Annotated in this window: 10 protein-coding genes; 8 read left to right on the top strand and 2 right to left on the bottom strand. The window is 73.5% G+C overall.

Annotation, left to right across the window (positions count from 1 at the left end; all coding sequences use genetic code 11):
- Positions 1-180: 180 nt before the first annotated feature.
- The 4 genes from ppk2 to rpsD all read left to right on the top strand — a co-directional run bounded on the left by ppk2 (position 181) and on the right by rpsD (position 3,984).
- Positions 181-981, top strand: a complete 801-nt coding sequence (gene ppk2, locus ACFV4G_RS08765) for a polyphosphate kinase 2 (protein WP_380437983.1) — start codon at positions 181-183, stop codon at positions 979-981.
- 73 nt (positions 982-1,054) lie between these two features.
- Positions 1,055-1,666 carry an antibiotic biosynthesis monooxygenase gene (locus ACFV4G_RS08760; RefSeq protein ID WP_380437981.1) on the top strand — a complete coding sequence of 204 codons (612 nt, stop codon included), beginning with the start codon at positions 1,055-1,057 and terminating at the stop codon, positions 1,664-1,666.
- Positions 1,667-1,697: 31 nt separating this feature from the next.
- The gene (locus ACFV4G_RS08755; protein ID WP_380437979.1) at positions 1,698-3,047 is read left to right on the top strand and encodes a replication-associated recombination protein A; all 1,350 of its coding nucleotides are present in this window, start codon (positions 1,698-1,700) and stop codon (positions 3,045-3,047) included.
- A 322-nt stretch (positions 3,048-3,369) separates the two neighbouring features.
- A complete protein-coding gene (rpsD, locus tag ACFV4G_RS08750; protein ID WP_030240707.1) occupies positions 3,370-3,984 on the top strand; it encodes a 30S ribosomal protein S4 in 615 nt (204 codons plus the stop codon).
- A 106-nt stretch (positions 3,985-4,090) separates the two neighbouring features.
- Here the strand turns inward: rpsD and ACFV4G_RS08745 are convergent, their stop codons facing one another.
- The gene (locus ACFV4G_RS08745) at positions 4,091-4,417 is read right to left on the bottom strand and encodes a tetratricopeptide repeat protein (RefSeq protein ID WP_380437977.1); all 327 of its coding nucleotides are present in this window, start codon (positions 4,415-4,417) and stop codon (positions 4,091-4,093) included.
- Between the two features lie 49 nt (positions 4,418-4,466).
- Positions 4,467-6,695, bottom strand: coding sequence for an ATP-binding protein (locus ACFV4G_RS08740; RefSeq protein ID WP_380437975.1), 2,229 nt, complete (start codon positions 6,693-6,695; stop codon positions 4,467-4,469).
- Between the two features lie 340 nt (positions 6,696-7,035).
- On the opposite strand from ACFV4G_RS08740, the gene ACFV4G_RS08735 reads away from it, so the two are divergent.
- Genes ACFV4G_RS08735 through ruvX form a run of 4 tightly spaced genes read left to right on the top strand, consistent with a single transcriptional unit; the run spans position 7,036 to position 11,093 of the window.
- Positions 7,036-7,515, top strand: a complete 480-nt coding sequence (locus tag ACFV4G_RS08735; RefSeq protein ID WP_359973189.1) for a DUF948 domain-containing protein — start codon at positions 7,036-7,038, stop codon at positions 7,513-7,515.
- Positions 7,516-7,519: 4 nt separating this feature from the next.
- Positions 7,520-7,945 (top strand): DUF6167 family protein, encoded by a 426-nt coding sequence (locus ACFV4G_RS08730; protein ID WP_380437973.1) that lies wholly within the window; start codon positions 7,520-7,522, stop codon positions 7,943-7,945.
- Complete coding sequence (gene alaS, locus ACFV4G_RS08725) at positions 7,945-10,614, top strand: alanine--tRNA ligase (protein ID WP_380437971.1); 2,670 nt, start codon at positions 7,945-7,947, stop codon at positions 10,612-10,614. The genes ACFV4G_RS08730 and alaS overlap by 1 nt, the downstream gene beginning before the upstream one ends.
- Positions 10,614-11,093, top strand: coding sequence for a Holliday junction resolvase RuvX (gene ruvX, locus ACFV4G_RS08720; RefSeq protein WP_359973184.1), 480 nt, complete (start codon positions 10,614-10,616; stop codon positions 11,091-11,093). Before alaS ends, ruvX begins: the two co-directional genes overlap by 1 nt.
- The last annotated feature ends 120 nt before the right edge of the window (positions 11,094-11,213 follow it).

Genomic DNA, 11,213 nt, shown 5'->3' with positions numbered 1-11,213 from the left:
GAGGGCTGGTGTGGGTGTGTTATTTTGTGTGTGTTTCGGCCGCCGGCGCGGTGTGGGGGGGTGCGGGGGCGGCGGGGCGCCGGCCCCCCCACCCCCCCCCCCACGTCCGCCCACGACCTGCGGATCCGGCCTTCGGCGCCTACCGTGAGGGATCATCAGCGGTTGGACGGAGGATCCCGGGTGGCCAAGGTGCAGCGACTGGCGAAGCGGCCGTACGAGCGGGAACTGCTGCGGCTCCAGCAGGAGCTGGTGAAGCTCCAGGAGTGGGTGCGGGTCGAGGGCGCCCGGCTGGTCGTCGTCTTCGAGGGCCGCGACGCGGCGGGCAAGGGCGGCGCGATCAAGCGGGTGACGGAGTATCTGAACCCCCGCATCGCCCGGGTCGCGGCGCTGCCGACCCCGACCGAGCGGCAGAAGAGCCAGTGGTACTTCCAGCGGTACGTCGAGCAGCTGCCCGCGGCCGGGGAGATCGTGCTGTTCGACCGCAGCTGGTACAACCGGGCCGGGGTCGAGCGGGTGATGGGCTTCTGCACCGACGAGGAGTACTGGCAGTTCCTGCACCAGTGCCCGACCTTCGAGCGGATGCTGATCGAGGCCGGCATCCTGCTGCGCAAGTACTGGTTCTCGGTGAGCGACACCGAGCAGGAGCGGCGCTTCCGGGACCGCCTGGAGGACCCGATGAAGCGCTGGAAGCTCTCCCCGATGGACGTCGAGTCGATCACTCACTGGGAGGACTACTCGCGGGCCAAGGACGAGATGTTCGTCTACACCGACACCCCGGACTCGCCGTGGCACGTGGTGGAGAGCGACGACAAGCGCCGGGCCCGGGTCAACATGATCGCCCACCTGCTGTCCACCGTGTCGTACCACGAGGTGGCCGCGCCGAGGATCGCCCTGCCGCCGCGCCCGGCCCCGCGCGGCTACCAGCGGCCCCCGCGCGATCTCCAGAAGTACGTTCCGGACCACGCTGCCAGACTGGAGTAGACGGGGCTTATCCGGGCGCCGCACTCCTGCGATCGGGCCCCCGTGGCGCCCTGCGACGTCGGGAGGCGTGCTCATGTTCGTCCGTACCGTTTATGCCACCGGGCACCCCGATCGGATCGACCGGACCCTCGACGGGCTCCGCACCGAGGCCGTCGGGCTGCTCGCCCCGCAGCCGGGCTACCTCGGCTACGGGCTGTACGCCGACCGGGCGCTGGGCAAGATCACCATGAGCTCGTGGTGGGACACCGCGCAGGCCGAGCGGGACAGCGACCGGGAGCTCGGCGAGCGCCGGGCCGAGCTGCTCGCGCCGCTGGCCGGCACCGTGGCCACCGACGTGTGGGAGGCCGTCGCGGCGGCCCCGCCCGGTGACGCCGGGCCGGGTGCCGGGTTCCGGCTGGTGCGGGCCGAGGTCGACCCGGCCAAGGTGGACCGGCTGGCGGAGGTCTTCCGGGAGCGGGCGCTGCCCCTGCTGGAGAAGACCGACGGCTTCGTCACCGGCGCGATGCTCGTCGACCGGGCGCGCGGCCGGGCCGTGGTGGGCACGATCTTCGCCGACCGGGCGAGCCTGGAGGCCTCCCGCGGGCCGCAGGCCGACGCCCGGGCGCAGGCCTCGGCCGCCGTCGGCGCCACCATCGTGTCGGTGGAGGAGTTCGAGGTCGTCCTGCTGGACCGCCGGAAGCGGTAGGCCTGTCCGCACCCTCGCATAGGCTTCCGGTGTGGACGAACCGGACCTCTTCACCGCCGCCGCCGAGGAACGCCAGGCCAAGGAGCCCGGCCGGGCCCCGCTGGCCGTGCGGATGCGCCCGCGCACCCTGGACGAGGTCGCCGGGCAGCACCGGCTGCTCAAGGCCGGCTCGCCGCTGCGCCGGCTGGTGTCCGGCTCGCGCGGGCCGGCCGCGACCAGCTCGGTGATCCTCTGGGGCCCGCCCGGCACCGGCAAGACCACGCTCGCGCACGTCATCAGCCAGGCCGTCGAGGGGCGCTTCGTCGAGCTGTCCGCGATCACCGCCGGCGTCAAGGAGGTGCGCGCGGTCATCGACGGCGCCCGGCGGGCCGTCGGCATGTCCGGCCGCGAGACGGTGCTCTTCCTGGACGAGATCCACCGCTTCTCCAAGGCCCAGCAGGACTCGCTGCTGCCGGCCGTCGAGAACCGCTGGGTCACCCTGATCGCGGCGACCACCGAGAACCCGTACTTCTCGGTGATCTCGCCACTGCTGTCGCGCTCGCTGCTGCTCACCCTGGAGTCGCTCACCGACGACGACGTCCGCGCGCTGCTGCGCCGAGCGGTGGCCGACGAGCGCGGTCTGGAGGGTGCGCTGGAGCTGACCGAGGAGGCCGAGGACCACCTCGTGAGGCTGGCCGGCGGGGACGCCCGGCGGGCGCTCACGACGCTGGAAGCGGCGGCCGGGGCGGCGCTGGAGAAGGGCGAGCCGAGCATCACGCTGGCCACCACCGAGACGGCCGTCAACCAGGCGGCGGTGCGCTACGACAAGGACGGCGACCAGCACTACGACGTGGCGAGCGCGCTGATCAAGTCGATCCGCGGCAGCGACGTGGACGCCACGCTGCACTACCTGGCCCGGATGATCGAGGCGGGGGAGGACCCGCGCTTCATCGCCCGGCGGCTGATGATCTCGGCCAGCGAGGACGTCGGCCTGGCGGACCCGACGGCGCTGGCGACGGCCGTCGCGGCGGCCCAGGCGGTGGCGCTGATCGGCTTCCCGGAGGCGCGGATCATCCTGTCCCAGGCGGCGATCGCGCTGGCCCTGGCGCCCAAGTCGAACGCGGCCTACCTGGCGATCGACGCGGCGCTGGCGGACGTCCGGCAGGGCCTCGCGGGCGCGGTGCCGCCGCACCTGCGGGACGCGCACTACGGCGGCGCGGGCAAGCTCGGCCACGGCCAGGGCTACCAGTACCCGCACGACCTGCCGGAGGGCATCGCGGCCCAGCAGTACGCGCCGGACGCGGTGCACGGCAAGGACTACTACCAGCCGACCCGGCGCGGCGGCGAGGCCCGCTACGCGGACGTCGTGGAGTGGACGAGGGGCCGGCTCAGGGGCGAGTGAACGGTATGCACGCGCCCCGGTATACTCGATCGGAGTGCCACGTCCCGGGACGGCGGCGGGGGAGACCCCACCGACCGGCCGCACCAGCGGGACGCCGGCCGTAGGCCCCTTCCGAGGGGTCCGCACCAGGAGCGTCGCGCACCGTCTCGGTGTCGCGGGCGGCCCAGTCCACTGGATCGTCCGTGCGACAAGCACATCCGTGCCCGGCTCCGGAGAGCGGCTGATCCCACCGCGCAGGCGGCGGGGTTTTCTCCGGGTCGCGACTTGCGACCTCCGTCAACACCTGGTGAAGCCGTATTCGAAAGCAAGGAAGGTTTGGTTCATGGCGAACCAGAAGCGCCCCAAGGTCAAGATCGCGCGTGCGCTCGGCGTGCCGCTGACCCCGAAGTCCGTCAAGTACTTCGAGGCCCGCCCGTACCCGCCCGGCCAGCACGGCCGTGGTCGCAAGCAGAACTCGGACTACAAGGTCCGTCTGCTCGAGAAGCAGCGTCTGCGCGCCCAGTACGACCTGAGCGAGAAGCAGATGGCGCGCGCGTTCGACCGCGCGAAGAAGGCCGAGGGCAAGACCGGTGAGGCGCTCGTCGCCGACCTGGAGACCCGTCTGGACTCCCTGGTCCTGCGTTCGGGCATCGCCCGCACCATCTACCAGGCCCGCCAGATGGTCGTCCACGGCCACATCGAGGTCAACGGCGGCAAGGTCAACAAGCCGTCGTTCCAGATGAAGCCGGGCTTCGTGGTGACCGTCCGCGAGCGCTCCAAGGAGAAGGTCCCCTTCCAGGTCGCCCGTGAGGGTGGCTACGCGGGTGAGGGCCAGACCCCGAAGTACCTCGAGGTCAACCTGAAGGCCCTGGCCTTCCGCCTGGACCGTGCGCCGCAGCGCAAGGAGGTCCCGGTGATCTGTGACGAGCAGCTGGTCGTCGAGTACTACTCGCGCTGACCCGCGGCTGGTCCTGCACTTCGCGGAACCACAGCGAGCCCCCACCGCCCCTCGGGGTGGTGGGGGCTCGCCCCTTTTCGGAGCCCGTCCGGAACCGCTGCCCGGCTCAGGCGCTCTCGCCGGCCATCGCGGCGGCCAGCCGCAGGTGCGGGCGGGCCTCCGCGGCGCGGCCCTGGCGCTCCAGGGTGCGGCCGAGCATCAGCCGGGCGTAGTCCTCGGCCGGGTCGGCCTCCAGGATCCGGATCAACTCGGCCTCGGCGTTGCGGAGTTGGGCGGAGTGGTAGTAGCTGCGGGCGAGCAGCAGGCGGACCGAGAGGTTGGCCGGCTCCTCGGCGAGCACGCCCGCCAGGATGTGGGCGGCCTCGCTGTACGCCTTGGACTCGAAGTGCAGCTTCGCCCGGCGGTACTCGTCGGCGGCGGTGTGGACGGCCACGGTGGCTCCTTCCGGCTTGGTACTTGCCTCCTCAAGCAATCCGCAAGCTTCAGCTATTCCGCACCGGCGCGGGCGCCGGGGCCGGCGGGACGGCGTACGGGCCCGGCCCCGGCCCGGGCCCGCCCGGGGAGCCGCCGGTGCCGAGGGCCCGGGACACCGCCGCGTCGAGGCCGAGCCGGGCGCCCGCCGCGTAGCAGTCCTCGTACTCCTGCTCGGTGAGCCCGGCGCGGGCCCGTTCGGCGCACTGCCGGTGCGGGCCGAAGAAGAACCGCGAGCCGAGGAAGGGCGTGCCGACCGTGCGCCAGATCCGGTGCGCCGCGCCCTGGAGCAGCCGGGCCTCGTGCAGGTCGCCCGGGACGTCCGGCCCGGCGGGCTCGGTCTCCAGCAGGGCCAGCAGGTCGATGCCGAGGACGATGCCCAGCAGGTCGTGGAACAGGTGGTTGAGCCGCACGCTCTCCCGGGCGAGGACCCGGGCCGGGCGGACGTCGCCGTCCATCCAGTGCGAGAAGGCCATCGCGTACAGCACGTACGCGTACGCCCACTGCTCGCCGTGCTCCTCGCACACCTCGCGGGCCTGGCCGAACCACAGCTCGCCGCTCTCCCGGTCGCCCTGGAAGACGTAGGCGAGGCCCAGTTCGAGCATGGCCATCAGGACGTTGCTGTTGAGCTCGCCGATCGTCCGGTAGTGCCACAGCGCCTCCTCGAACAGCTCGGCGGCGCGGCCGGGTTCGTCGCCGATCAGGGCCGCGCAGCCCTGCCGGTGGACGGCGTAGGCGAGCGCGCGGTCGTCGCCGGTGGCCAGGGCCTGGCGGCGGCACTCCTCCAGGGCCGGACGGGCGGCGGGCAGGTCGCCCTGGAGCGTCGCCATGTAGCCGGTCACCCAGAGCGCCTTGGCGCGCGCCTCGGTCGGCTCGCCGGCCAGGGCGAGGGCGCGGTCCAGCCAGTGCCGGCCCTCGCCGAGGTGGCCGCTGCCGACCCAGTAGAACCAGAGCGTGCCGGCCATCAGCAGGGCGAGCTGCTCCTCGCCGGGCTCGGAGAGGCAGAACTCCAGCGCGGCCCGGAGGTTGGTGTGGGCGAGCCCGGTGCGTTCGGCGGTCTCCGCCTGCCGGGGGCCGAACCACTCGACCTCGCCCCAGGTCGCGACCCCCAGGTACCAGTCCCGGTGGCGGCGCAGCAGCCGCTGCTCGTCGCCGGCGGCGCGCAGCCAGGTGCCGCCGTACTCGCGCAGGGTGTCGAGCAGCCGGAAGCGGACGCCGTAGGCGGTGTCCTCGCGCAGGACGACGGACTTGGCGACGAGTTCGGAGAGCAGGTCGAGGACGTCCTCGGCGTCGATGCCCTCGGCGGCGCACACGTATTCGGCGGCCTCCAGGTCGAAGCCGCCGGCGAAGACCGAGAGGCGGGCCCAGAGTAAACGTTCCTGCACCGTGCAGAGCTCGTGACTCCAGCCGATCGTCGTGCGCATCGTCTGGTGCCTGGGCAGGGCCGTTCTCGCACCGCCGGTCAGCAGCCGGAAGCGGTCGTCCAGCCGGGCCGTGATCTGCTCGACGGACAGCGCGCGCAGCCGCCCGGCCGCCAGCTCGACGGCGAGCGGGATGCCGTCCAGCCGGCGGCACAGCAGGCCCACCGCCTCGGCGTTCGCCTCCGTCACGGTGAAGGAGGGCAGCACGGCGCGCGCCCGCTCGGCGAACAGCTGCACCGCGTCCGGCAGCGTGCCGGGCCCCGGCCGCCCGTCCGCCACCGGGCCGACCGGCAGCGGAGCCACCGTGTACAGGTGCTCGCCGCCGGCCCGCAGCGGCGCCCGGCTGGTGGCCAGCACGCGCAGGCCGGGCACCGCCCGCAGGAGGGTGTCCGCCAGCTCCGCGCAGGCCTCCACCAGGTGCTCGCAGCCGTCCAGCAGGAGCAGCGGCCGGCGGCCGGCCAGCTGCTCGGTCAGCACCTCCAGCGGCGGCCGGGCAGTGCCGTGCGGCAGCCGCAGCGCCTCCAGGACGGCGTGGCCGAGCAGGAGCGGGTCCTGCACGGGGGCGACGTCGACCAGCCAGGTGCCGTCCGGGAACGCGCCCGTCGCCCGCGCCGCCGCGCGCAGCGCCAGCCGGCTCTTGCCGACCCCGCCCGGCCCGGTGACCGTCACCAGCCGGGCGTTCGCCAGCAGCCCGGCCAGCTCGGTCAGCTCCCGCCGACGGCCGACGAAGCCGGTGACCTCGGCCGGCAGCCGACCGGGCTGCGCCGCGCGCCGGCGCGGGCCGGCCTCCCGAGGCTGTGCTGTCCAGTCGCCGGCCAAGCGCTGCTCCCCGTGCTCCGGGCCCGGACCGTACCGGCCCGGACGTGCGTCGGGCCGTACGGGCGACGACCCGCCTGGCAGAACGAGGTGACCGGCCGGTAGGTTACGCGGGCGGTTCGCACACCCGACCGGATCACGGGCCCGTCTTCGGACTCCCGTCGTCCGCCCGGAGGGCGGGCGCGGCGCGTTCCCCGGCGACGGCACGCGGGAGGGAGCCCGGATACGGGCCCCCGGGCCCGCTGCGCCACCGCCCACCCGGTCCGGAAACCGGGCGTGGGCGCGATAGGGTTCCGTTTTGGAGAACAGCAAGGCGAACAGCAAGGCGAGGGAGCGCGCAAAGGTGTCCGTGGGAGAGCTGGCCGGGTTGCTCGTCGCCGTGTTCTGGGCGGTCCTGGTCACCCTGCTCGCCGTGGTGCTGGTCCGCCTCTCGCGGGTGCTCAAGGAGGCCACCGTCCTGGTCTCCGCCGTCACCGAGCAGGCCGTGCCGCTGCTGACCGAGGCGGGCGCCGCCGTGCGCAGCGCCAACGAGCAGCTGGAGCGGGTCGACGAGATCACCGCGAACGTCCAGGACGCCGCCGCCAACGCCAACGCGCTCTCCTCCACCGTCGCGGCCACCCTGGGCGGGCCGCTGGTGAAGGTCGCGGCCTTCAGCTACGGCGTCCGCAAGGCGGTCGCCAGGCAGCAGGGCGGCAACCCGTCCGTGCCCGCCCAGCCGGGCGAGCGCGAGGAGCTGGCCCGGCTGATCCGGGCCGAGGTGCGCGCCGCGACCGCCCCGCGCGGCGGCCTGCTGTCCCGGGTCCGGCGCGCGGTGAGGGGCTGACGCCGTGGTGCGACGCATCTTCTGGATGGCGGTCGGCGCCGGCGCCACCGTCTGGGCCATGAACAAGGCCAACGAGGCCGTGCACCGGCTCACCCCGGACAGCCTCTCCGGCACCGCCGCGCGCGGCGCGCTGCACCTGGGCGACCTGGCCAAGCAGTTCGCCCAGGACGTGAAGGCCGGCATGGCCGAGCGCGAGGACCAGCTGCGCGACGACCTCGGACTCCACGGCACCGCCGTCGTCGAGCCCCGGCGCGAGCGCCGGGCCCTGCGGGGCGAACCGCAGTACCGAGCTATCTCGGCGGCGCCCGGCAGTCCGGCCGCCGCCCTGCCTCCGTCCAGCAGTGCCCGCAAGACCCCCAGAGCCATTGAAGAAACGCCCCGCCGCGCCCTGCCGCCGCGGGGTGGCACCCCGAACCGGAAGGACCACTAATGGAGTCGGCTGAGATCCGCCGCCGCTGGCTGCGCTTCTTCGAGGAGCGCGGCCACACCGTCGTTCCGTCGGCGTCCCTGGTCGCCGACGACCCCACCCTGCTGCTGGTCAACGCCGGCATGGTGCCGTTCAAGCCCTACTTCCTGGGCGAGGTCAAGCCGCAGTTCTCGCGCGCCACCAGCGTCCAGAAGTGCGTGCGCACCCTGGACATCGAGGAGGTCGGGAAGACCACCCGGCACGGCTCCTTCTTCCAGATGTGCGGCAACTTCTCCTTCGGCGACTACTTCAAGGAAGGAGCCATCAAGTTCGCGTGGGACCTGCTCACCACCCCCGTCGCGGACGGCGGCTACGGCCTGGAGAAGGAGAAGCTCTGGATCACCGTCTACAAGGACGACGACGAGGCCGAGCAGATCTGGCGTGACGTCATCGGCGTGCCCTCGGAGCGCATCCAGCGCCTGGGCATGAAGGACAACTTCTGGTCGATGGGCGTCCCCGGCCCGTGCGGCCCGTGCTCGGAGATCAACTACGACCGCGGCCCCGCGTACGGCGAGGAGGGCGGCCCGGCCGTCAACGGCGAGCGCTACCTGGAGATCTGGAACCTGGTCTTCATGCAGTACGAGCGCGGCCACGGCGACGGCAAGGACGGCTTCGAGATCCTCGGCGACCTGCCGAGCAAGAACATCGACACCGGCCTCGGCCTGGAGCGCCTCGCCGCCATCCTGCAGGACGTCGACAACCTCTTCGAGATCGACACCAGCCGGATGATCCTCGACCGCGCCGCCGAGCTCACCGGCCACACCTACGGCGCCGACCGCAAGTCGGACGTGTCGCTGCGCGTGGTCACCGACCACATCCGCACCGGCCTGATGCTGGTCGGCGACGGCGTCACCCCCGGCAACGAGGGCCGCGGCTACGTGCTGCGCCGCATCCTGCGCCGCGCCATCCGCAACATGCGCCTGCTGGGTGCCACCGGTCCGGTCGCCAAGGACCTGATCGACATCGCGATCAAGGCGATGGCCCCGCAGTACCCGGAGCTGGAGGCCGACCGCAAGCGCATCGAGACGGTCGTCGTCGGCGAGGAGTCGGCGTTCCTGCAGACCCTGAAGGCCGGCACCAGCCTGCTGGACGCCGCGGTCACCGAGACCAAGCAGGCCGGCGGCGCCGTCCTCTCCGGCGACCAGGCCTTCAAGCTGCACGACACCTACGGCTTCCCGATCGACCTGACCCTGGAGATGGCCGAGGAGCAGGGCCTCCAGGTCGACGAGGCCGGCTTCCGCCGCCTGATGCAGGAGCAGCGGGACCGCGCCAAGGCGGACGCCAAGGCCAAGAAGATGGGCCACGCCGACGTCGCCGCGTACCGCGAGGTCGCCGACAAGTCCGGCGCGAGCCTGTTCACCGGCTACACCCTCACCGAGGGCGAGGCCACCGTGGTCGGCCTGCTGGTGGACGGCGTCCCGTCGCCGGCCGCCTCCGAGGGCGACGAGGTCGAGATCATCCTCGACCGCACCCCGTTCTACGCCGAGGGCGGCGGCCAGCTCGCCGACCACGGCCGGATCCGGCTGGAGTCCGGCGCGGTCGTCGAGATCCGCGACGTGCAGCAGCCCGTCCCGGGCGTGATCGTCCACTCCGGCGGGGTGCTGTTCGGCGAGGTCGTGCTCGGCGCGTCCGCGTACGCCACGATCGACACCGACCGCCGCCGCGCGATCGCCCGCGCCCACTCGGCCACCCACCTGACCCACCAGGCGCTGCGCGACGCGCTCGGCCCGACGGCCGCCCAGGCCGGCTCCGAGAACGCCCCGGGCCGCTTCCGCTTCGACTTCGGCTCGCCGGCCGCCGTGCCGGGCAGCGTGCTGACCGACGTCGAGCAGAAGATCAACGACGTGCTGACCCGCGAGCTGGAGGTCACCGCCGAGGTCATGACGATGGACCAGGCCCGCAAGGCCGGTGCCATCGCGATGTTCGGCGAGAAGTACGGCGACGAGGTCCGGGTCGTCACCATCGGCGACTTCTCCAAGGAGCTGTGCGGTGGCACCCACGTCGGCAACACCGCCCAGCTGGGCCTGGTGAAGCTGCTCGGCGAGTCCTCGATCGGCTCCGGCGTGCGCCGCGTCGAGGCGCTGGTCGGCGTCGACGCGTACAAGTTCCTGGCCCGCGAGCACACCGTGGTCTCCCAGCTCACCGAGCTGGTCAAGGGCCGCCCGGAGGAGCTGCCGGAGAAGATCTCGGGCATGCTCACCAAGCTCAAGGACGCCGAGAAGGAGATCGAGCGCTTCCGCGCCGAGAAGGTGCTGGCCGCCGCGGCGGGCCTGGCCGACTCGGCCGAGGACGTGCACGGCATCTCCGTGGTGGCCGCCCGGGTCGCCGACGGGGTCGGCGCGGACGAGCTGCGCAAGCTGGTCCTGGACGTGCGCGGCCGCCTCGGCTCGCGCCCGGCCGTGGTCGCCGCCTTCACCGTGGCGAACGACCGCCCGCTGACCGTGATCGCCACCAACGAGGACGCCCGCGGCCGCGGCATCAAGGCCGGCGAGCTCGTCCGCGTCGCCGCCAAGACCCTCGGCGGCGGCGGTGGCGGCAAGGACGACGTCGCCCAGGGCGGCGGGTCCAACCCGGCCGCGGTCGGCGAGGCCATCGCCGCGGTGCGCGGCCTGGTCGCGGAGCGCGCCTCCTGATGGAGTTCGAGGAGAGGCCCTTCAGGCGTGGGCGGCGGATCGCCGTCGACGTCGGTGACGCCCGGATCGGGGTCGCGTCCTGCGACCCCGACGGGGTGCTCGCCACCCCGGTGGAGACCGTCCCGGCCGGCGTGAAGTCGCAGGCCAGGATCGCCGCGATCGTCGACGAGTACGGCGCGATCGAGGTGGTCGTCGGGCTGCCGCGCTCGCTCAGCGGCAAGGAGGGCCCGGCGGCGGAGAAGGTCCGCGCGTACGCGGCGCGGCTGGCCAACCGGGTCTACCCGGTGCCGGTCCGGCTGGTCGACGAGCGGATGTCCACCGTCACCGCGACCCACGGGCTGCGGGCCTCCGGCGTCAAGGCGAAGAAGGGGCGCTCGGTGGTCGACCAGGCCGCCGCGGTGGTGATCCTCCAGTCCGCCCTTGAGTCCGAACGGGTGAGCGGACGCCCACCCGGTGAGAGCGTCGAGGCGGCGGGCTGATCGGCCTGCTCTAACGTCCCGGAGAGGGGGGGGGGGGGGGGGGGGCCCCCGCCCCCCCCCCGCGACGGGGCCCTCAGCGGCCGGCCGGGGCGGGGCCCCGCCGGGCGCGGCCCCCCCCCG

Source organism: Kitasatospora sp. NPDC059747 (assembly GCF_042732955.1).
Classification (GTDB): Bacteria; Actinomycetota; Actinomycetes; order Streptomycetales; family Streptomycetaceae; genus Kitasatospora.
Note: the sequence above shows the minus strand (reverse complement) of the source record. Positions and strands in the feature narration are given on the sequence as shown.